At 63.9% G+C, this 20,898-nt stretch carries 18 protein-coding genes; 15 read left to right on the top strand and 3 right to left on the bottom strand.

Annotated features, from left to right (window positions below; genetic code table 11):
- Positions 1 to 164: 164 nt before the first annotated feature.
- A complete protein-coding gene (locus ACQR0U_RS30185; RefSeq protein ID WP_315712786.1) occupies positions 165 to 1,127 on the top strand; it encodes a lysylphosphatidylglycerol synthase transmembrane domain-containing protein in 963 nt (320 codons plus the stop codon).
- A gap of 102 nt (positions 1,128 to 1,229) precedes the next feature.
- Here the strand turns inward: ACQR0U_RS30185 and asnB are convergent, their stop codons facing one another.
- The 3 genes from asnB to ACQR0U_RS30170 form a co-directional block, all read right to left on the bottom strand.
- A complete protein-coding gene (gene asnB, locus ACQR0U_RS30180; RefSeq protein WP_315712788.1) occupies positions 1,230 to 3,200 on the bottom strand; it encodes an asparagine synthase (glutamine-hydrolyzing) in 1,971 nt (656 codons plus the stop codon).
- A gap of 38 nt (positions 3,201 to 3,238) precedes the next feature.
- Positions 3,239 to 5,194: a TIGR04372 family glycosyltransferase gene (locus tag ACQR0U_RS30175; protein WP_315712789.1), complete on the bottom strand. Its 1,956-nt coding sequence runs from the start codon at positions 5,192 to 5,194 to the stop codon at positions 3,239 to 3,241.
- Positions 5,195 to 5,611: 417 nt separating this feature from the next.
- Positions 5,612 to 6,673, bottom strand: a complete 1,062-nt coding sequence (locus ACQR0U_RS30170) for a hypothetical protein (protein ID WP_315828203.1) — start codon at positions 6,671 to 6,673, stop codon at positions 5,612 to 5,614.
- Between the two features lie 453 nt (positions 6,674 to 7,126).
- Here ACQR0U_RS30170 and ACQR0U_RS30165 point away from each other — a divergent pair, with 453 nt between their 5' ends.
- The 14 genes from ACQR0U_RS30165 to ACQR0U_RS30100 form a co-directional block, all read left to right on the top strand.
- Entirely contained in the window at positions 7,127 to 8,629 is a 1,503-nt protein-coding gene (locus ACQR0U_RS30165) for an MBOAT family O-acyltransferase (RefSeq protein ID WP_434844051.1), read from the top strand.
- A gap of 265 nt (positions 8,630 to 8,894) precedes the next feature.
- Positions 8,895 to 10,007 carry a hypothetical protein gene (locus tag ACQR0U_RS30160; RefSeq protein WP_434844050.1) on the top strand — a complete coding sequence of 371 codons (1,113 nt, stop codon included), beginning with the start codon at positions 8,895 to 8,897 and terminating at the stop codon, positions 10,005 to 10,007.
- 481 nt (positions 10,008 to 10,488) lie between these two features.
- Positions 10,489 to 11,976, top strand: coding sequence for a PfkB family carbohydrate kinase (locus ACQR0U_RS30155; protein ID WP_434844049.1), 1,488 nt, complete (start codon positions 10,489 to 10,491; stop codon positions 11,974 to 11,976).
- Positions 11,977 to 11,985: 9 nt separating this feature from the next.
- Entirely contained in the window at positions 11,986 to 12,708 is a 723-nt protein-coding gene (locus ACQR0U_RS30150; protein ID WP_315753226.1) for a nucleotidyltransferase family protein, read from the top strand.
- 108 nt (positions 12,709 to 12,816) lie between these two features.
- On the top strand, positions 12,817 to 13,755 hold the full coding sequence (locus ACQR0U_RS30145; protein WP_315712796.1) for an NAD-dependent epimerase/dehydratase family protein: 939 nt from the start codon (positions 12,817 to 12,819) through the stop codon (positions 13,753 to 13,755).
- Positions 13,752 to 14,360: an SIS domain-containing protein gene (locus ACQR0U_RS30140; protein ID WP_315712798.1), complete on the top strand. Its 609-nt coding sequence runs from the start codon at positions 13,752 to 13,754 to the stop codon at positions 14,358 to 14,360. The genes ACQR0U_RS30145 and ACQR0U_RS30140 overlap by 4 nt, the downstream gene beginning before the upstream one ends.
- Positions 14,361 to 14,372: 12 nt before the next feature.
- Positions 14,373 to 15,371, top strand: a complete 999-nt coding sequence (locus tag ACQR0U_RS30135; RefSeq protein ID WP_434844048.1) for an NAD-dependent epimerase/dehydratase family protein — start codon at positions 14,373 to 14,375, stop codon at positions 15,369 to 15,371.
- Positions 15,372 to 15,413: 42 nt separating this feature from the next.
- On the top strand, positions 15,414 to 16,262 hold the full coding sequence (locus tag ACQR0U_RS30130) for a transketolase (protein ID WP_315712801.1): 849 nt from the start codon (positions 15,414 to 15,416) through the stop codon (positions 16,260 to 16,262).
- Entirely contained in the window at positions 16,259 to 17,182 is a 924-nt protein-coding gene (locus ACQR0U_RS30125) for a transketolase family protein (RefSeq protein WP_434844047.1), read from the top strand. Before ACQR0U_RS30130 ends, ACQR0U_RS30125 begins: the two co-directional genes overlap by 4 nt.
- Before the next feature lie 8 nt (positions 17,183 to 17,190).
- Positions 17,191 to 18,228: a zinc-binding dehydrogenase gene (locus ACQR0U_RS30120; protein WP_434844046.1), complete on the top strand. Its 1,038-nt coding sequence runs from the start codon at positions 17,191 to 17,193 to the stop codon at positions 18,226 to 18,228.
- Between the two features lie 9 nt (positions 18,229 to 18,237).
- Complete coding sequence (locus ACQR0U_RS30115; protein ID WP_315828210.1) at positions 18,238 to 18,855, top strand: hypothetical protein; 618 nt, start codon at positions 18,238 to 18,240, stop codon at positions 18,853 to 18,855.
- Positions 18,842 to 19,879 carry an aminoglycoside phosphotransferase family protein gene (locus ACQR0U_RS30110; RefSeq protein WP_316200818.1) on the top strand — a complete coding sequence of 346 codons (1,038 nt, stop codon included), beginning with the start codon at positions 18,842 to 18,844 and terminating at the stop codon, positions 19,877 to 19,879. The genes ACQR0U_RS30115 and ACQR0U_RS30110 overlap by 14 nt, the downstream gene beginning before the upstream one ends.
- A gap of 27 nt (positions 19,880 to 19,906) precedes the next feature.
- Positions 19,907 to 20,569: a class I SAM-dependent methyltransferase gene (locus tag ACQR0U_RS30105; RefSeq protein WP_315712807.1), complete on the top strand. Its 663-nt coding sequence runs from the start codon at positions 19,907 to 19,909 to the stop codon at positions 20,567 to 20,569.
- Positions 20,570 to 20,685: 116 nt separating this feature from the next.
- Positions 20,686 to 20,898 (top strand): hypothetical protein (locus ACQR0U_RS30100; RefSeq protein ID WP_315828212.1); only part of this gene is annotated, 213 nt, incomplete at its 3' end.

The following is a 20,898-nucleotide window of genomic DNA, read 5'->3' as shown; positions in this document are numbered from 1 at the left end:
GAGGCCATTGACGCCACCCCTGCGACTGTTTAGCCACCGGGGCATCAGGACCGCAAGGGGCGGCTAAGGCTCCCCCTCGACCGGGGTCCGGCCTTGCCAGGACGGGAGTTGCGCGTATCGCACTCGGCTTGGACCGTTTCAACCAAGAGCGAAGCCAGCCTGGCATGCGTGCGTTTTTGATTCTTCTCCTCCGGATCGTGGTGTCGCTGGCCCTGCTGTATCTCGCTCTGCGCGGGATCAACTTTGCGGCGATCCGCGAGCGGCTCAGCCAGATCAACATCGGCTGGATCGGGCTGGCGGTAGCCATCACGCTGGTGCAGATCTTCATCGGCGCCCTGCGGTGGCGCGAGATCTCCGCGCTGTGCGGCGCGCCGCTGACGGACCTGCAGGCGTTCCGCTACAACATGATCGGCGCCTTCTTCAACCAGACCCTGCCGTCCTCGATCGGCGGCGATGCCGTGCGTCTCTGGCTGATCGGGCGCACCGGCGCCGGCTGGCGCGCGGCCAGCTACTCGATCCTGACCGACCGCGCCGTCGGCTTCATTGCGCTGGCGCTGATCATCGTCTCGAGCCTGCCGTGGAGCTATGGCATGATCGCCGACGAGCACGGGCGGCTGGCCCTGGTGCTGGTCGACGCCGCCGCGCTGGCGGCCGGCGTCGGCTTCCTCACCATCGGCCATCTGCCGGCGGCGTGGATGAAGGCGTGGTGGCCGACGCGTCACGTCTATGCCTGCTCGGTGATCGCGAACAAGGTGATCTTCGGCCGAACCACGGCTGCGAAGATCGCCGCGCTGTCACTGTCAATTCACGTGCTGGCCGTCGTCATTGCCTGGTGCGCGGTGCGCTCCATCGCGGCGCCAGCCGCATTCGAACAACTGTTCCTGCTGACCCCGCCGATCATGCTGATCACGATGCTGCCGATCTCGATCGCCGGCTGGGGCGTGCGCGAGGCGACGATGATGGTGGCTTTCGGCTATGCCGGCCTGGCGCCGGCGGACGGCACCGTGGTCTCGATCCTGTTCGGCGCGGTCTACTTCATCGTCGGCGGCATGGGCGGGCTGGTGTGGATTCTCAGCGCCGAAAAAGGCGCCGGCCGCCTCGCCGTTCCCGCGACGGTCGAAGACTGACCTGGATCATGATGCGATTCCACGGAATCGCATCATGATCTCATCTCTTTGTTTGAGCATGATCTTTTCGGAAAACCGGTTTCCACTTTTCCGGATCATGCTCTAAGCGGCGCGCGCCCATTCGTCGTGCCAGGCCTGCGCCATCAGCACGTTCCACAGCCAGTAGGAATGATTGTGGCGGCGGCTGAGATGCTCGTCGAACATGCGCGTCACCCGCACCGGATCGAACAGGCCCTGCCGCCTCAGCCGCTCCGGCGACAGCAGGTCCGAGGCCCAGGATTTCAACGGCCCACGCAGCCACGCGTCGAGCGGAATGCTGAAGCCCGTCTTCGGCCGATCGATCATCTCGGCCGGCACGTGGCGATACAGCACCTGCCGCACCAGCCATTTGCCGCGGCCGTCCCGCACCTTCATGCCGGCGGGCACCTTGGCGGAGAACTCGACGACGTCCTTGTCGAGGAACGGCACACGCGTCTCCAACGCAACCGCCATCGCCGCGCGATCGACCTTCTGAAGGATGTCGTCGCTGAGATAGCTGAGGGAATCCGCCAGGGTCATGCGGTCGAGCGGATCGAGCCGCGCCGCGAGCTGCCGCATCTCGCTCCCCGCCCAACTCTCCTGCTCCGTGCCACCCACCACCGTGCCGGCCGGATCCTGATCGATCGAGCACAGCGCCCGGTAGAGGCCATCAAAGCCGTCGGCGGCAATGACGCGGCCGAGCTTGGCCACCTGATCGCCGGCATGCCGAACCTTCAATCGGGCCGGCAACACCGGCTGCAGCGCCCTGAGAACCGTCTCGGCCGGCTCTGGGGCGATCGCGCCGAGAACGGCGCCAATGGCACGCCGCAGCGGCATCGGCACGCGACCAAGACGCGCCTGCAGCGCGCCGCCCCAGACATGCCTGTTGTAGCCGCCGAACAGCTCGTCGCCTGCGTCACCTGACAATGCGACGGTCACATGCCGGCGCGCGAGCTGCGCGACCAGATGCGTGGGGATCTGCGAGGAGTCGGCGAACGGTTCGTCATAGATCCGCGGCAGCTTCGGCACCACGTCCATCGCGGTCCGCGCATCGACGTACAGCTCGGTATGATCCGTGCCGAGATGCTGGGCAACCCTGCGGGCGTCCTCGGCCTCGTTGTAGCCACCTTCGGCAAAGCCGATGCTGAAGGTGCGGACCGGCTGGCTCGCCCCCGCCTGCATCAAGGCCACGATGGTCGATGAATCGACGCCCCCGGACAGGAACGCGCCGAGCGGCACGTCCGACAGGCACTGCCGCTTCACGGCGACCGACAGCAACTGCTCCAGCCGATCGACGGCCTCGCGCTCGTCGGCGATGCGATCCTCCTGGGCGGCAGCGACGCGATCGCGCAGCGACCAATAGGGTTGCGGCAGTGGCCAGCCGCCGGGAGCCGCATCCGAGGCGAAGCTCACGAACGACGCCGGTGGCAGCTTGCGGATGCCGGTCCAGATCGTGGCGGGCGCAGGCACGTAGGAATAGCGCATGAACGCCGTGAGCGCCGCGCGGTCGAGCGACGGCGCCCAGGAGGGATGCGCCGCCAGCGCCTTGAGCTCGGAGCCGAACACCAGATCGGCGCCGCTCCAGCCGTAGAACAGCGGCTTTTCGCCGAAGCGGTCGCGCGCCAGGATCAACTGCCGAGTTTCGGCGTCCCAGAGCCCGAAGACGAACATGCCGATCAGGCGCTGAAGCGCCGGCTCAACGCCCCATCGGCTGATCGCGGCGAGCAGCGTTTCGGTGTCGGAATGACCGCGCCAATTCGGCGCGGCGCCGGCGGCCTCCAGCTCTGCACGGACATCGAGATGGTTGTAGATCTCGCCGTTGAAGGTGACGGTGTAGCGTCCGCAGGCACTGTGCATCGGCTGCGCCCCGGCCTCGGAGAGATCGAGGATCGCCAGACGGCGATGTCCGAAGGCAAGCCCCTTCGCAGCACTGATCCAACTGCCGGACGCATCGGGGCCGCGATGCGCCAGCGCTGCCGTCATCCGTTCGACGATCCCGGCCAGTTGGGCCTGGTCGGCTCCGCCGGGGCGAAACAGGCCGGCTATGCCGCACATGGTCCCCTCTCCGCCGCTTCGTCCCCCATCTGCATGGCTCAGTGACCCTCACCAGCGTCGTGCAGCAATTCCGTCTCATGATTGGCCAGGAAACCGAGGCTCGGACGGCTGGTGCCGTAGTAATAGGGCAGCCCCAGCGCACGCCTCCAGCGCGACAGCAGTCGTGCGCCATCGTGATCGCCTTCGAATTCAGCCAACCGACCGTCGGCGATGGCCAGGACCTCATCCGCCGTGTGGCGGATGTCGTCCGCCGAGTTGGTCTCCGGATGCGCGCCGCTCCGGCCCAGCACGGCCGCATCGAACACGCGCCAGCGCCAGGGCGACGTCGTCAGTTGGTGCTGCGTCAGCACGGTGCCGTCTGCCAGTCTGACGGGCTTGAGGGCAAAACGGACGTTGCTGTTCCATAGCTGGGCGTCGGTCGTGATCGCATTCACGATCGCACAAGGAATGCCGAAACTGACAGCGACATTCGTCAACCCGGACGTCGTCCCGATGAAGGCGCGGGCGTGTCGGATCAGGTGGATGTCCATCGGCTCCGATCTGAATTCGCTCAGCGCGTAATCGATCGTGCGAGCCATCGGCGGAAGCCTCGGCGAGTTCGGACCACCGAGCTTGATGACCCATCCGCCACGGGAGGCGATCAGACGAATGGCGTCCAAAGACGTCTCGATCGGCGCATTGCGGTGGGTCTGCCCTGTGCCCATGAACTCGAAATAATGCGCTGCGTCCCGGGTGTGCAGGCACACATACCAGTCGTCGGGCTTCATGCCGTACCTGGAACGGAACGCATCGAAGCGAGCCGCAGCGGCGGCCGCACTCCGGTCGTAGGCGTCACGCAACGGATGCCCTCTGCCCTCACGCTCCCATTGCTCGATGGCGATGGCACCCGCATCCTGCCAGGGCACGACCCGCCCATCCGGCAGCCTGAACGCGTTGAAGTTCAACCCGCACCAGCGCTGCAAGGACAGCAGCTCCTCACCCAATCGCTCCGATACGGTTTCGCCGATCACTACGACCTTGCCGAAACCTTCAAACAGCTTGAAGAAGACCGCGTTGGCGATGCTATCGGGACGGACGACGATCACGGCTTCGCCTGACCACCAGCCCAGCTCTCGCATCCGAAACAGAATGTCGAGCATGCCGAGATGGCCGATCTGCGTCGCCCATTCCTCAGGAACGAGCCGCAGCGTATCGAAGGTGACGCCGAGCCGGTCGAGCAGACGCTTCAACTCATCAGAAAGCGGTGGCGGCGATGCCCGCAGTTCCCGCTGCGCATCCAAGGCGCGCTCATATAACCGAATTGCAATCTCGCCGCGACCGACATGCATCACGCGCTGGCCCGTGAAGTTGCACAGGTCGAACAGCCGGCCGGGAGCGCCGCAGAGGAAATCGAGGCTGTTGGGAACATAGCGCGGTGAATTCCGAGCTGCGATGTTCTGGTGGGGACGGAAAAAATGCAGGCTGCTCCGGCCCGCCCAGAACATCGCGTCGAGCGCCGCAGCCTCATCCCCTTCGATCACGTCAACCATGGCCTTGTAGAAGGCGAGATCGACCGTCGCTTCGAGCTGTTCGGGCTTCGCTCCCGCCGCGGCATCGCGCGCTTCCGAAAACTCGCCCAGTTCGAACAAGGATCGAACCAGCGCGTATCTGGTGTCCGCATCATCGAACGCCAAGGTTTCGCGGCCGACAGTCCTGGCCGCCTCGCGATAGGCGCCGATGCTGCTCAGGGCTTGAATCGAAGCGCCGGGGAAATATCGGCTGAGAGCCGTCGAAAAACGAAACTCCGGCCGAGCTGCAAGATGCGACGTCGCATAGGGAAAATAGGCCTGAGCAAGGCGCCGCCGGAGTGGAAGTCTCGCGGCGAAAGCGATGACCAGACCAAGGAACACCGCGCGTCGCGGCAGCAGATTGAGGGTCGCTCCGACTATGACGAAGACCTGGTAGACAAACCGTCGGCGGCCGCCGCGCATCGGCCTTTGCTTTTGCAGTTTCATACGACCAAGTTCCACACAACCTTGAAATCCCGGACTCCGCGCGTTCGGATCAAGGCGGAGCCTGGACGACCGGCCGTTCGAGTCGCCTGCGCGCCAAGGATCACGTCTCGGGATAAGGACAGTACGCTCGCCGGGTCCAATGCGAGAAGTCCCCGTGGAGACATCGCCGCCGCAAATGCCAACCAAGGATTGAGCCGATTGGATGGCAGCTATAACAGAGGTGCCGGGAATTTTCCAAGCCGAACATGGGGATGAACGCGAGCAAAACTGGATGAAATGAGAATTCAGAATCTTAAGCCCGGCGCCGATTGGTCTCGGGGAGCCCCACCTGATAAGCGAGGGCTCGGACGAAGCGTGTCGGACGAACCCGCGTGGAGCCGGCGGCTCCTCCTTGGTTGGAATTCAGCAAGATCGGCATCATTTGCCGTCGCCAGCTCCAACGGGAAATGCCCGTTTGAAAGCCGCCGTCTTGACGATCTCGCGAGCGAGATAGCTCGTAAAGATCTGCGCCCCGTGCCTGTCCAAATGGCCGCCGCCGTCGATCGTCGTCAGGCCATCGAATGGCGGCGCGATCAGTTCGATGTTCAATTCCTTCGCCAGTTCTGCGGCCTGCTGGACGCAGGACTGGCTATGCGGGACCAATGTGAGCACGGCCTCTCCGCCCACTTCATGGAGAAATCTCTTCGCATAGTCGACAATCGCGGGGGTCGTATGGCAGTCGGGATCGCGGGCCGACAGCATCGGCTTGTTGCCCAAGGCGACATAGCCCGGGTTGTCATCCAGCCCCATGTCACCATCAGCGATGTTGCGATAGAGGCCGGTGGGCGAGAAATGGCCGTTCTGATACGCCGCAATCAAGTCCTCGATACGCCAGTGCAGATTGCGGCCGACCACCGTCAGGTACCCCCGTAGTCGGTTGCGCTGGACGGCGGCAATGGGCTGCTTCTGCGGACCAAGAGTGACGTTGAGGTCGTTGCTGAAGAAGTGCACGAACTGATCGTCGGCATTGATGATCCACAGACGCGGACGGATCTTCCAGCGTTGGATCACGAGCCGCGAGAACTCACCGCCGCGAATGCCCACGAAGGCCATGTTGTAGATCCCCAATCGACCGAGCACCGGCGATTGCGCGAGCGTCTGCCGGTCTACGGCATAGCTGACGAAGGACGGACCGAGAAAGACAATGTCAGCCTGCTCGGCGGCTCCGACCGATCCTCCCAGATTGCTGTAGAAGATATCCTGGTCCTGGATCTGCGGAATGCTGCGGCCTCCGAAATTACGATACCAGTTGGTGTCGCTTTGGCGCGGAATCTGCAACAGCCCATCGCGCAACGTCCACGCGTCGAACGAGAAGAGCGACAAGCCGAGCGAAAACGCGAACGCGGCCGCCAGGCCGACAATTCCGACTGCGATGAGATAGCGCCCGAATCCGGCCGGTTCAGCTGACTTTTCCGGTGCAGACCGGCCGACTGTCGACATGACGCAATTTCCGCTCGATAGGTTGTCTCGGTGGGTGTCGTGGCAGCTGCTTTCGGCTCCGACGACGAGAGTCTAGACACGACGTCAGCCGGTGGAACAGAGGGCTTCCCACTCCTCCCAAGTTTGCTTTGCGCGGGAGCGCAGACCTATCGGGATGTCATCTGCATGATCCATCGAGGGGTTTCTTCGCCGCTGCGGTCGTCGGCGAGAGTGATTGCGCGCCCCCCATCATGGCGGCGTTGGATTGGCGTCGTTGGGTCGAATTTTGAGCTGCCATAGCAGAAGAATCATTGATCGAAAAGGGTCCGCCCTGTTCGAGAGGCCGGCCGCACGTCGCTGCCGTCAGCAGGCGGCATCCCCCGAAATTCGCAGTTGGACAGGCGCACGCAACTTGGCAGCGTCCTCAATCATTGATAAAGCAGCGCAATATGCAGCAACATCAAGAAACTTGTTATGCTCTTCACGCAGTTTGAGTTTCTGTTCCTGTTCCTGCCGGTGACCCTGGTCGGTTATTTTCTGCTGGCTCGCTTTTTCGCCGCCCCTGTCGTGCGCCTCAGCTGGCTCGCCGCGGCGTCGCTCACCTTCTACAGCTATTGGGACATCCACTTCGTCCCGATCATCCTAATCTCCATCGTCTTCAATTATACGATGGGCCTGCTGATTGCCGGACAGACCGGAAAGCTCCGCACCGGCCTGTTTTCCGCTGCCATCACGCTCAACCTGGCCGCGCTCGCGTTCTACAAATATACGAATTTCGGCATCCAGATCCTCAATGCGATCACCGCGTCGAAGCACCCCTCGCTTGCGATCGTTCTCCCGCTTGGCATTTCGTTTTTCACCTTCACCCAGATCGCCTACCTCGCCGACGCCTATGGCGGGTATTCCGATGAACGAAGCTTTGTGAAGTACGGCCTGTTCGTCACGTATTTTCCGCATCTGGTCGCCGGCCCGATTCTCCATCACCGCGAGATGATGCCGCAATTCGGCTCGGAGGAGAGCCGACGAATTTCCATCGAGAAGGTCGCGGTCGGCCTTACGATTCTGACCATCGGACTTTTCAAGAAGTCGTTCATCGCGGACGGGTTCGGCCTGATCGCGAATCCCGTGTTCCACGCCGCCAATTCGAGCCACCTTCACCTGATGGACGCCTGGGGCGGCGCGCTCGCCTACTCGCTGCAGATCTACTTCGATTTCTCGGGCTACTCCGACATGGCGATCGGCATTTCGATCATGTTCGGGATCCGGCTGCCCTTCAACTTCGATTCCCCCTACAAGTCGCTGAGCATCGTCGAGTTCTGGCGCCGTTGGCACATCTCGCTATCGCGCTTCCTCCGCGACTATCTCTACATCCCGCTTGGCGGCAATCGCTACGGCGAGCACCGGAGAAACGCCAACCTCTTTGCCACCATGCTGCTCGGCGGTCTCTGGCACGGAGCAGGCTTCACCTTCATCATCTGGGGAGCGCTGCACGGGCTGTTTCTGATCGTCAATCATCGCTGGAGCAAATTCGTCGCACAGCGACCGGCCCTCACCCGCCTGTCGACGACCGCCTGGTATGCGGTGGCGGCGCTCTTGTTGACACAGTTCGTCGTGGTTCTGGCATGGGTTTTCTTCCGGGCCGACAATCCGAATGCCGCGGTCAGGCTCATCAAGGGGATGCTCGCCCTGTCCAACCCGGAGAAGATCACGGCAACGAACCTCGTCGATCCGCGCCTCATGATCGCAATCCTGGCAGGCTATGTCGCCTGTTTCACCCTGCCCAACGTGAACACGATGTTCGAGCGTTGGAAGGTCGGGCTGGACACCTACCACAACCCTCGTCCCTGGAGCATTCTGAACCTGAAGTGGCGACCGTCCCTGCCGTGGGCCATCGGAACTTCGATCGCGCTCGTGGCGGCGGTTCTGATGAACATCATCGCCGGAGACACCTCCCAGTTCCTCTACTTCCAGTTCTGAACGCGCAGGAGATGGCGAGCGACGGGCCTCGGACCCTCCCACCGACATTCGGCCTTATGAAGGCGGATATGTTCTTGTCGAAGCTGTCCAGGCGGGCGGCGTGCCGACGGCGCATCGTCCGCTTGCAGCGGCTACGCCCAGCCATTAGCCTGATTCTGGCGCAATCAACTTCCAGCACGACGCGGATTGCGAGCCAAACTCGCTTACTCCCGAAGCACAATCACCAAGGCGGGCTCGAACTTTGGCGCGGTATCTTGCGATCGTAGTGGCTCTGTTCGCCATCGTCTTCCTGCCGCTGCTGGCTGTTTTCGAATGGCTCGGCTGGCGATTGGGCGCGACCGTCCCGCTCTCGGTGCTCGCAGCCGAGCAATCGCACACCGAACGGATGGTCTGGCTCGGCACCTTCAAGGACTACGCTCCCTACAAGCTCGAACGAATCAAACAGGTCCAGCCCGAGGTTCTGCTGGTGGGAAGCTCGCGCTGCGGTCAGGCGCGCGAGCAGATGTTCCGTCCCTATGTGGCCTACAATGCGTGCCTGACGGCCTGGCCTCTCACGCACGTTGTGGACTTCGTCGATCGCGCGACCACGGTGGCGAAGCCGCGCGTGGTCGTCGTGGCGCTGGACTACTTCCTCTTTGGCGATTTCCTCGCTGACGTCTGGCGGAAAGAGCGCACGATGGACTTCGCCCAAGGCATCGATTCGCATCGGCGGAAGCTGCACGACGTCGCGGACTTCGTCATGCGGAATCACGGAGATCTCGATGCGATCCGTTCGGCCATGATGACGCCGCAACTCGAGCCCGTTGACAACAACAGGCTCGTCGGCACCGAGGCAATCCGCGGCAAGTTCGGATTCCGCAAGGATGGTTCCGTCATGGTCGCACCACCCTATCGAAATGCGGCGGCCGAAACCTTGGCGCGCGGCGCTCAGTACGTCACCTCCTCGTTTCCGGGCGCCCCTCATCTCAGCGAACGCGAATTTGGCGAGATCGAGCGACTTTCCAGGCTTTCCCGCGAGCGCGGGTTCTCGGTGGTTGCGATCCAATATCCGTTCCTGGAGAGCGCTGGCGCCTTTCTCGACACCGACGAGGCCTATTGGCCCTATTCCGGGCTCTGGCGCGAGATCAGGAGTCCACAGACCGTCGAAAGATTTGCGCAGCTTGGCATCCAGTTCTTCGATATGAGCCGCACCGAGATATCGCGCGATTCCGGCAACTTCTTCGATCCCGCGCATCCCTCGGAAAGGGGCATGCTCAAGACCTACCTCGCCCTGCTGGACCGGACCGAGTTCAGCAAGCTGTTTCCGCGGATCGACCGCAGCGCCTTGGCAGCCGATCTCGAAAAGGGACAGGGTGAACAGTTCGATCTCTATCACTGAGGCATGCTGCGAGAGACTTGCGTCCTCCGAGGCTTTTCCGATTGGCCCGCCCACCAGCGAAGCAGTTCGTCTCTCGTCGGAGCATCCTCGGATCCATCCTCCGCCTGATTCGTCAGCAAAGATGCTGAGCATCGCGGAGAAAGGATGATGAGCTCTCCGGAAGCCGCATTCCAACGCGACCACACAACCGTAAGCTAACAGGACTGTTTGTGCTGCTGCGCACACCTGATAAAGAGACCGCTGGAAATGACCGCCGCCGGCCCCTCCATCGCTCCGATCGGGGGACCGTGCTTGTTTTTTCGCAACGAAATCAATGTCGAGCATGAAAGATGCAGATCGGAACGGGATTCGCGGTGCAGATGTGCCGGGCGACAGCGACGCTTTGCATCGGAGTTCCTCGGCCCGCGAATGACACGGTGGCCGATTATCCGACCTCAGCCCGATCGAACCGGAGGCGAATTCCTTGGATCAGGTGATCGATATGAGTGAGATGGATCTGGCCTGTCAGACTGTTCGCGCCTCCTGCGACTCCGGGCAGACGATTGCGTTCGTGTCCGGCAACTTCAACGTCGTGCACCCCGGACATTTACGGCTCTTGAAGTTCGCCGCCGAGCAGGCCGACGTGCTGGTCGTGGGCGTCAATCCCGATTCGACGCCTGGCGTGACCCTGGCGCAGGACATGCGCCTCGAAAATGTGCGTTCCATCGCCTTTGTGCACCATGTCGTGCGCTTGGAAACGTCGGCGTCCGACTTCATCGCGCATCTGAAGCCAACCGTCGTCGTCAAGGGCAAGGAGTTCGAGGATCGCGCCAATCCCGAGCAGGAGGCCGTGGACGCCTATGGCGGACGGCTGATCTTCTCGTCCGGTGAGTTGCGCTTTGCGTCGCTGTCGCTGCTGGAACGCGACGCCAACATCGACATCTCCACGGTCCGCAAGCCGCAGGAATTTCCCAGGCGCCACGGCTTCGAGATCACGAATCTGAAGGATCTGCTCCGCAAGCTGTCCGGCATGCGGGTCGCCGTCATCGGCGACCTGATCGTCGACGAATATGTCACCTGCGATGCGGTCGGCATGTCCCAGGAGGACCCGACCATCGTCGTGACGCCGCTGATGACCCGCACCTTCGTCGGCGGCGCGGGTGCGGTTGCGGCGCATGCGCACGGGCTTGGCGCCGACGTGAAATTCTTCACCCTGGTCGGCGACGACGAAGCGGCGCGGTTCGCCCGCAACACGCTCGAACAGCATGGCGTCAACTTCAACGCCTTCACCGACCAGAGCCGGCCGACCACGCGCAAGCAGCGTTTTCGCGCGCTCAACAAGACGCTGTTGCGCGTCAATCATCTGCGCCAGCACGCGTCGGATGCCGACCTGCAGCGGCAGATGCTGACCTCGGTCGAGCGCGCCTTGAAGACCTGCGATCTCCTGCTGTTCTCCTGCTTCAACTACGGCTGCCTGCCGCAGGATCTGGTCGACGCGATCGCCGATCGCGCCCGCGCCCAGGGCGTGATGATGGCGGCCGACAGCCAGGTGTCGTCGCAGACCGGCGACGTCTCCCGCTTCAAGGGCATGACCCTGCTGACGCCGACCGAGCGCGAGGCGCGCGTCGCACTGAACGACTTCATTTCGGGTCTCGCCGTGATCAGCGAGCGGCTGGTCGAACGGGCCCGCACCAAGAACCTGGTGATCACGCTCGGCGCCGAGGGCGCGCTGATCAACACCATGGCGGACGGCACCTTCACCTCGGACCGCCTGCCGGCGTTCAATCCATCCCCGAAGGACGTGTCCGGTGCCGGCGACAGCTTCTTCATGGCCTGCTCGATGGGCCTGCGCGCGGGCGCCGATATCTGGCAGGCCTCCTATCTCGGATCGCTGGCGGCCGCCCTCCAGGTTTCCCGCGTCGGCAATCTGCCGTTGACGACGGCGGAATTGGTGCGGGAAATCGACGAGACCGGATTCAGCCAGGAGTAGGATGTCGTCATGCGTGCCCTCCTGCTCGCGGCGGGGATCGGAAGCCGGCTGCGCCCGCTGACCAATACGACGCCGAAATGCCTGGTGCGTGTGCACGACCGTCCATTGCTGGACTACTGGCTCGATCTCGTGTTCGAAGGCGGCATCGAGCGCGCGCTGCTCAACACACACTGGCTCGCCGAACAGGTGCGCGCCCACGTGGCGCAATCGCGCTGGCGGGACCGCATCGATCTCGTTCACGAAGATGAACTGCTCGGGACGGGCGGCACCGTGCTTGCCAACCGCGCCTGGTTCGGCGACCAGCCCTTCCTCGTGGCTCACGCCGACAATCTGACGGATTTCGACGTCGCGGGGCTGCTCGCCGCCCATCGCAACCGCCCGCCCGGCTGCATCATGACGATGCTCGCGTTCCGCACCGATGATCCGAGCTCGTGCGGGATTCTCGAGCTGGACGATCAGCACAGGGTCATCGCCTTCCACGAGAAGGTCAAGAATCCGCCCGGGAACCTCGCCAATGGCGCGGTCTATGTATTCGATCCCGCCGTCATCGCCGACATCGCCGCGCTGGGAAAGCCGATCGTCGATCTCTCCACGGAAATCATCCCCAACTATTTGGGACGCATTTTCTGCGTGGAAACCAGCGGTTATCATCGGGACATCGGCAACCCGGAAAGCTTGCGCCGGGCCCATTTGGAGTTTAATCACGAACCACGCCGTGGCGGGGACGCTTGACGGGCGGGTTTTGCCGCCGGGCTGGTCACCTTCTTCTGCCAATTTGTATAAAGGTGCGCGCGACGCGCCAGCCGGCGACACGACAGGCGAGCCACGGGGATTGCTCAGATGAAGATATTCGTGACCGGAGCGTGCGGCTACAAGGGCAGCGTGCTTGTGCCGAAGCTCTTGAAGGCCGGCCACAAGGTCGTTGCATTCGACATCATGTGGTTCGGCAACTTCCTCGAGCCGCATCCGGATCTCACCGTCGTCCAGGGCGACGTCCGCAATCCCGACGCCATCGACCTGACCGGGGTCGACGCCATCATTCATCTCTCCAGCGTCGCCAATGATCCCTGCGGCGATCTCGACCCGAAGCTGACCTGGGAGATCTCCTGCCTCGCCACGATGCAGCTCGCCGATCGCGCCTATCGCCACGGCATCAAGCGCTTCATCTACGCCTCCTCCGGCAGCGTCTACGGCGTCAAGGAAGAGGAGCAGGTCACCGAGGATCTCGAGCTGCTGCCGATCTCCGAGTACAACAAGACCAAGATGTGCGGCGAGCGCATCGTGCTGTCCTACAAGGACGACATGGTGGTGCAGATCGTGCGCCCCGCGACCGTCTGCGGCTACTCTCCGCGCCAGCGGCTCGACGTCTCCGTCAACATGCTGACGATGCAGGCGCTGATGAACGGCCGCATCACCGTGTTCGGCGGCGACCAGACTCGCCCGAACATTCACATCGACGACATCACCGATCTGTATCTCTTCCTGCTCGATCATCCTGAGCACACCGGGATCTACAATGCCGGCTTCGAGAACATCTCGATCCTCGACATCGCCAGGCTCGTCACCAAGCACGTGCCGGCCGAGGTCATCGTGACGCCCTCGAACGACCCGCGCAGCTATCGTGTCAACTCCGATCGCCTGCTTGCGACCGGCTTCCGGCCGAAGAAGACGGTGGAGGACGCGATCAAGGAAATCATCGGCATGTACTCGCAAGGCCAGCTCAAGAACGACGACCGCTGGTACAATCTGAAATGGATGGAGAAGGAGGTCGTGAAATGAACGTCCTGGCCTTCAAGACCCCCGGCAGCCTGTTCGCCGACTACACCAGCCGCTTCAGCACCGTGCTGAAGGATTTCGACTGGAGCCCGGTCGAGAAGCTCGCCTATGATCTGCGCGATTGCTGGCAGACCGGCCGGCAGGTGTTCTTCTGCGGCAATGGCGGCAGCGGCGGCAACGCCAACCACCTCGCCAACGATTTCCTCTACGCGCTGTCGAAGACGCCCGGCTCCGGCCTGCGCGTGCATTCGCTGTCGTCGAACCCGTCCGTGATCACCTGCCTTGCCAATGACGAAGGCTATGACCAGGTGTTCTCGCTGCAGCTCGCGGTGCTCGCGCGCAAGGGCGACGTGCTGATCACCTTCTCCGGCTCCGGCAACTCGCCGAACATCCTGAAGGCGCTCGAAGAAGGCAAGAAGATCGGCATGACCAGCTATGCCGTGCTGGGCTTCTCCGGCGGCAAGGCCAAGGCGCTCGCCGACGTGCCGATCCACTTCGCGGTCGACGACATGCAGATCGCCGAGGACGCGCAGATGGTGATCGGCCACATGATCATGCAGTGGCTGTACGCCCAGCGCGGCGACATCATCACGACGCGCGAGGTCTGACGGGCAAGGACGATGGCTGCGAACGAAAAGTACCTGATCCTCGGCTCGAACTCGTTTTCGGGCGCAACCTTCGTCGACTTCCTGGCTGCGGCCGGTCACGACGTGATCGCGACCAGCCGCTCGGACGAGCCGCATGACGCGTTCCTGCCGTACAAATGGCAGAAGCGGGCCGGCAAGGTCCGCTTCCAGCGCGTCGACCTCAACCACGATCTCGATGCGCTGAAGGCGCTGCTGGCAGCCGAGCGGCCGACCCACGTCGTGAACTTCGCTGCGCAGAGCATGGTCGGCGAGAGCTGGCTGTACCCGGACCACTGGATGATGACCAACGTCGTCTCCGCCGTCCGCCTGCACGACATCCTGCGCAACTATGACGGCCTCGACCGCTACGTCCACGTCACGACGCCGGAGGTCTACGGTTCGACCGAGGGCTGGGTCCGCGAGGACGCACCGTTCAATCCGTCGACGCCCTATGCGGTGTCGCGCGCCGCCGGCGACATGAGCCTGCGGACCTATTTCGCCAACTACCAGTTCCCGGTGGTCTTCACGCGCGCCGCCAACGTGTACGGTCCGGGTCAGCAGCTCTACCGCATCGTGCCGCGCACCATCGTGGCCGCGATGACCGGGCAGAAGCTCCGGCTCGACGGCGGCGGCAAGTCGATCCGCGTCTTCATCCACATGACCGACGTCTCGGACGCGACGGTGAAGATCGGGCGCAGCGGCAAGCTCGGCGAAACCTATCACATCTCCGGCTACGAGCTGGTCTCGATCCGCACCCTGGTCGAGATGATCCTGGCCCGTCTCGGCAAGTCGTTCGAGGATTGCGTCGAGATCGGCCCGGAGCGGCCGGGCAAGGACACCGCCTACACGCTCGACAGCTTCAAGCTGCGCACCGAGCTCGGTTGGCGCGACACGCTCTCGCTGGAACAGGGCATCGACGACGTCATCGCCTGGGCGCGACGCTTCGAGGATGTCATGGCCAAGCTGCCGACCAAGTACGAACATAAACCCTGATCGACCCCTGCGCTTCCCGGTGAAGCGCGACTGGAGAGCACGATGAACGTGGCAGTCCGGAGCACAGCGGCCAAGCCTGACGCAGCCGCCCTGAAGGCGCAGGCGGCGAAGCTGCGCGGCAAGATCATCGAGATGTCGCACAAGGCCCAGGCCGCGCATCTGGCCTCGTCGCTGTCCTGCGCCGATGCGATGACAGCGGCCTATTGGCATGTGCTCAACATCGACCCGAAAAACCCGACCGATCCGCTGCGCGACCGCTTCATCCTCTCCAAGGGCCACGCCGCCGCGGCGCTGTTCGCGACCTTGGCGATGAAGGGCTACTTCCCGATCGAGGAGCTCGACACCTACTGCCAGGACGGCGGCCGGCTCGCCGAGCATCCGCCGGCGAACCTGCTGCCCGGCGTCGAGGCCGCGACCGGCTCGCTCGGCCACGGGCTGCCGCTCGGCTGCGGCATGGCGCTCGCCGGTCGAATCAAGGGCGAGAGTTTTCGCGTGTTCGCCCTGCTCTCGGACGGCGAGAACAATGAGGGCTCGGTTTGGGAGGCCGCGATGTTCGCCGCCGCCCAGAAGCTGGAGAACGTCTGCGTCGTCGTCGACTACAACAAGTGGCAGGCGACCGCGCGCTCCAACGAAACCCTGATGCTGGCACCGCTGCGCGACAAATGGGCCGCCTTCGGCTGGGACGCGCACGAGATCGACGGCCATGACGTCGGCGCGCTGGCGGAAGCCATGCAGAACATCCCGAACGGCTCGGGCAAGCCGGTGGCGCTGATCGCCCACACCGTAAAGGGCAAGGGCGTGTCGTTCATGGAAGACGACAACAACTGGCATTATCGCGCCCCCACCGCAGACGAAGTGACGAAGGCGTTCAAGGAGCTCGGCCTGTCATGAGAAACGCTTTCGCTGACGAACTGACCAAGCTCGGTAACGAGGACAGCCGCGTCGTCATGCTCTCGGGCGACATCGGCAACCGCCTGTTCGACAAGTTCAAGGACAAGCACCCCAGCCGCTTCTTCAACTGCGGCGTCGCCGAGGCCAACATGATGGGCGTCGCCGCCGGCATGGCCATGAACGGCCTTCGCCCGGTCGCCTACACGATCACGCCGTTCGTGACGACACGCTGCCTGGAGCAGATCCGCACCGACGTCTGCTATCACGAAGTCCCCGTGACCATCGTCGCGGTCGGCGCCGGCCTCGCCTATTCCGGCCTCGGCCCGACCCACCACGCCTGCGAGGACATCTCGTTCCTGCGCTCGATCCCGAACATGGTCGTGATCTGCCCGGGCGATGCCTTCGAGGTGCGCGGCGCGCTGCGCGCAGCGATGCAGCAGGACCGTCCGGTCTACATCCGCATGGGCAAGAAGGGTGAGCCTGTCGTTCACAAAGGCCCCCTCGCGGATTTCAAGATCGGCAAGGCGATCACGATCGAGGAAGGCTCCGACGTCTGCCTGCTCTCGACCGGCAACATGCTGCCGGAAGTCATTGAAGCCGCACACAGATTGAAGGAGAAGGGCATCTCCGCCGAGATCGTCAGCTTCCACACCGTGAAGCCGCTGGATGAGGACAAGCTCAAGCAGGCCTTCAGCCGCTTCAAGCTGGTCGCGACCATCGAGGAGCATTCGCTGATCGGCGGCTTCGGCTCCGCCGTGTCCGAATGGCTCGCCGATACCGAGACGAAGCACCAGAAGTTCCTGCGCTTCGGCACGCCGGATGCGTTCTTCAAGAAATCAGGCGAACAGGAATATGCCCGCGAGGTGCTGGGACTGACCGGCCACCAGATCGCGGACAAGATCATCCACGCGTTGAGCTGAGACATCACATGAAGACCCAAGCTGCCCTCCTGGTCCAGACCGGCCAGCCGCTCGTGCTGGCCGAGATCGAGACCCCCGCCCTCAAGCCGGGCCAGGTGCTGGTCGAGATCGCCTATTCCGGCGCCTGCGGCACCCAGGTCATGGAGTGGCGCGGCGACAAGGGCGAGGACAAATGGGTGCCGCATTGCCTCGGCCACGAGGGCACCGGCACGGTGATCGAGGCCGGCAGCGCCGTCACCAAGGTCAAGGTCGGCGACAAGGTCGTGCTGTCCTGGATCAAGGGCACGGGCATCGAGGCTGGCGGCGCCGTCTATGACTGGGATGGCAAGAAGGTCAACGCCGGCGGCGTCACCACCTTCCAGCGCCATGCCGTCGTCAGCGAGAACCGCCTGACCCTGCTGCCGCCCGACCTGCCGATGGACGTCGCGGTGCTGCTCGGCTGCGCCGCGCCGACCGGCATGGGCGCGGTCTACAACGTGCTCAAGGTGCAGCCGGGCGACGCGGTCGCCGTGTTCGGCACCGGTGGCATCGGCCTGAACGCGCTGATGGCCGCCGCGCTGGCCGGCGCGATGCCGGTGATCGGCATCGACCCGAACCCGACCCGCCGTGCGCTTGCCCAGATCTACGGCGCAACGCATGTCATCGATGCATCGGGCGACGTGCTGGCCGAGATCAAGAAGATCGTGCCGCAGGGCGTTGATCTCGCGGTCGAATCCTCCGGCATTCCGGCCGTGATGGAGCAGGTGATCAATTCCACCCGTCAGCAGGGCGGCCGCGCGGTCGTGATCGGCAACGCCAAGCATGGCGCGGCGCTCACGCTGAATCCCGGCGTCTTCAACCAGGGCAAGAGCCTGCTCGGCACCTGGGGCGGCGACAGCGTTCCGGATCGCGACTACGGCCGCTACGGCCGGCTGCTGAGCTCCGGCCGCTTCCCGGTGCGAGATCTCTTGTCGAAGCCCTACAGCCTCGCCCAGGCCGACCAGGCGCTGCAGGATCTGGCCGCCGGCAAGGTCGGCCGTCCGCTGATCGACATGTCGCTGCGTTAAGTCCAGGCCATGCGGATCGGGATCGACTTCGACAACACGATCGCCTGCTATGACGGCGTGTTTCATGCGGCCGCGCTCGAGCGCGGCCTGATCCCGGCCGATCTCGGCCGCGACAAGAACAGCGTCCGCGACCATCTCAACGGCAGCGGGCGCAAGGACGACTTCACCGAGCTGCAGGGCTATGTCTACGGCGCCCGGATGGACCTGGTGTCGCCCTACCCTGGCTTCGCGGAGTTCGTCGCCGCGGCCCGCCGCGCCGGCCATGACCTGTTCATCGTCAGTCATAAGACCAGACACCCCATTCTCGGTCCGAAGCACGACATGCATGCCGCGGCGCGCGGCTTCCTGACCGACCGCGGACTGATGGGCTCGGCCGCCAGCCAGATCGCGCCGGACCGGGTGTTCTTCGAGCTGACCAAGGACGAGAAGGTCGCCCGTGCGCATGCGCTGGCCTGCGAGGTCTTTGTCGACGACCTGCCGGAGATCCTGGGCATGACCGGATTCCCGCAAGGGATGCGCAAGGTGCTGTTCGACCCGGAGAACCAGTTCGCGACCACGGCCGTCCCTTACGAGCGCCGCGCCTCGTGGGCCGAGATCGCGGCGGATGTCGTCCGTGACCGCGGCTGAGGCCAACGCCGACGCCGCCCTGCTGGCGCTCGCCCAGCGCCTCGCCGTGCAGGCCGGCAAGGCCAGCCCGACGGCGCTGACCCGGCTGGCGGGGGGCCGCAACAACCAGGTCTTTCGCGTCGATACCGAGGCCGGTCCCCTCGTGCTCAAGCGTTACTTCACCGATGCCCGTGATACCCGCGACCGGCTCGGCGCTGAATGGAGCTTCATCAGCCATGCCTGGTCGCGCGGCGTCCGCGTCGTGCCGGAACCGCTGGCCTGCGACCGCGCCGAGCAGGCTGGCCTCTACAGCTTCGTCGAAGGACGCAAGCTGACGGCTGCCGAGCTGGCGCCGGCTCATGTCGATGCCGCCATCGACTTCGTACTCGCTGTGAACGCCCCGCCCCGCCCCGCTCTCGCGCCGGGATCGGAAGCCTGCTTCTCGCTCGCCGAGCACCTTGCGACCGTCGAGCGCCGGGTGGCACGGCTCGCGACGCTCGATGCCGACGTGCCTGACGTGGCCGAAGCCCGGCAGTTCGTGGCGGCGCGGCTGCAGCCGGCCTGGGCAGACGTGAAGGCGACCATTCTGAGTGGCTCCGGGGCCGAAGGGCTTGCCTTGGATGCAGCCATTCCCGCCGATCAGGTCTGCCTGTCGCCGTCCGATTTCGGCTTCCACAACGCGCTCATCGACAATGCCGGCAAGCTCACCTTCCTCGATTTCGAATATGCCGGCCGCGACGACCCGGCCAAGCTGGTGTCGGACTTCTTCTGCCAGCCGGAGGTGCCGGTGCCGTTGGCCGTGCACGAGCATTTCATCGACCGGCTGACGGAAGGCCTTGGGCTGGACGTGGCCAGCGTCGCGCGCTGCCGCCTGCTGCTCGACGCCTATCAGGTCAAGTGGACCTGCATCATCCTGAACGACTTCCTGCCGCTTGGCGCCACCCGACGCGCCTTCGCCGACACCGGCGCCTGGGCACAGCGCTGTGCCGAACAGCTAGCCAAGGCCGACGCCAAGCTCGACCTCATCGGCGCCACATCCGACTAACCGACATCGTAACGCCCGGAGATCTTCATGGCCTATCGCGAGTTCGTCAGTCTCGTCCACAAATCGACCAAGCGCGACTATCTCGCGCGCGTTACCCAGCGCGACAAGGCCGATGTCGCGGAGATGGCGATCAAGTACGACTACGACTACTGGGACGGCAGCCGCGAGACCGGCTATGGCGGCTACAAATATGACGGCCGCTGGCGCAAGGTCGCCGATGCGATGATCGCGACCTACGGCATCAAGCCCGGCATGCGCGTGCTCGACGTCGGTTCCGGCAAGGGCTTCATCCTGCACGATTTCCGCGAAGCCATCCCGGATCTCGAGGTCGCCGGCATCGACGTCTCCTCCTACGGCATCGAGCACACGATGGAGAGCGTGAAGCCGTTCTGCCAAGTCGGCACCGCGGCCAAGCTGCCCTACCCCGACAAGCACTTCGATCTGGTCATCTCGATCAACACGCTGCACAACCTCTACAACTACGATCTCGATGCCGCCCTGCGCGAGATGGAGCGCGTCAGCCGCGGCGCCAAGTATCTCTGCGTCGAGGGCTACCGCAACGAGCGCGAGAAGGTGAACCTGATGTACTGGCAGCTCACCTGCCGCATCTTCCACACCCCAGAGGAATGGGCCTTCGAATTCAAGCGCTCCGGCTACACCGGCGACCACGAATTCATCTTCTTCGAATGAGTGTGAGCTGAGAGCGTCGACAGGCGCTCTCGCGACGCATTGGCATCCGAGCTATCAGTCGACGATCGCTCTCTCGAACGAGAGGGCGCGGGGAAGGCCGGGAGCCTGCCGCCCCCATGGCCCGCCTGCAGAAAGAAGTGCAGGCGGCAGGTACCACAGGTTCGGCTGGGACATCCCGGCGGATTCAATTGGTCGTCGCAACACTCGATGAGGAGGTTGCGATGGGCATTCGAAAGAAACGGTCAACGCGGAGCAAGCTGGGATCATTGGGGCGCCCACCAGTTGCGGGGCGTGCGGAACAGCAGAAATTTTGGCGTGGGATTGCCGCT

Origin of the sequence: Bradyrhizobium sp. HKCCYLRH3097, from assembly GCF_051167875.1 — a bacterium.
Taxonomy (GTDB): Bacteria; Pseudomonadota; Alphaproteobacteria; order Rhizobiales; family Xanthobacteraceae; genus Bradyrhizobium.
This window is presented reverse-complemented; position numbering and strand designations above follow the sequence as displayed.

Excerpts from the sequence above, each read along its gene's own strand:
- ACQR0U_RS30105 (WP_315712807.1), top strand. The coding sequence starts at position 19,907 with ATGGCCTATCGCGAGTTCGTCAGTCTCGTCCACAAATCGACCAAGCGC.
- ACQR0U_RS30115 (WP_315828210.1), top strand. The coding sequence starts at position 18,238 with ATGCGGATCGGGATCGACTTCGACAACACGATCGCCTGCTATGACGGC.
- ACQR0U_RS30140 (WP_315712798.1), top strand. The coding sequence starts at position 13,752 with ATGAACGTCCTGGCCTTCAAGACCCCCGGCAGCCTGTTCGCCGACTAC.
- ACQR0U_RS30185 (WP_315712786.1), top strand. The coding sequence starts at position 165 with ATGCGTGCGTTTTTGATTCTTCTCCTCCGGATCGTGGTGTCGCTGGCC.
- ACQR0U_RS30170 (WP_315828203.1), bottom strand. The coding sequence starts at position 6,673 with ATGTCGACAGTCGGCCGGTCTGCACCGGAAAAGTCAGCTGAACCGGCC.
- ACQR0U_RS30135 (WP_434844048.1), top strand. The coding sequence starts at position 14,373 with ATGGCTGCGAACGAAAAGTACCTGATCCTCGGCTCGAACTCGTTTTCG.
- ACQR0U_RS30145 (WP_315712796.1), top strand. The coding sequence starts at position 12,817 with ATGAAGATATTCGTGACCGGAGCGTGCGGCTACAAGGGCAGCGTGCTT.
- ACQR0U_RS30125 (WP_434844047.1), top strand. The coding sequence starts at position 16,259 with ATGAGAAACGCTTTCGCTGACGAACTGACCAAGCTCGGTAACGAGGAC.
- ACQR0U_RS30175 (WP_315712789.1), bottom strand. The coding sequence starts at position 5,194 with ATGAAACTGCAAAAGCAAAGGCCGATGCGCGGCGGCCGCCGACGGTTT.
- ACQR0U_RS30130 (WP_315712801.1), top strand. The coding sequence starts at position 15,414 with ATGAACGTGGCAGTCCGGAGCACAGCGGCCAAGCCTGACGCAGCCGCC.
- ACQR0U_RS30165 (WP_434844051.1), top strand. The coding sequence starts at position 7,127 with ATGCTCTTCACGCAGTTTGAGTTTCTGTTCCTGTTCCTGCCGGTGACC.
- asnB (WP_315712788.1), bottom strand. The coding sequence starts at position 3,200 with ATGTGCGGCATAGCCGGCCTGTTTCGCCCCGGCGGAGCCGACCAGGCC.
- ACQR0U_RS30155 (WP_434844049.1), top strand. The coding sequence starts at position 10,489 with ATGAGTGAGATGGATCTGGCCTGTCAGACTGTTCGCGCCTCCTGCGAC.
- ACQR0U_RS30120 (WP_434844046.1), top strand. The coding sequence starts at position 17,191 with ATGAAGACCCAAGCTGCCCTCCTGGTCCAGACCGGCCAGCCGCTCGTG.
- ACQR0U_RS30150 (WP_315753226.1), top strand. The coding sequence starts at position 11,986 with ATGCGTGCCCTCCTGCTCGCGGCGGGGATCGGAAGCCGGCTGCGCCCG.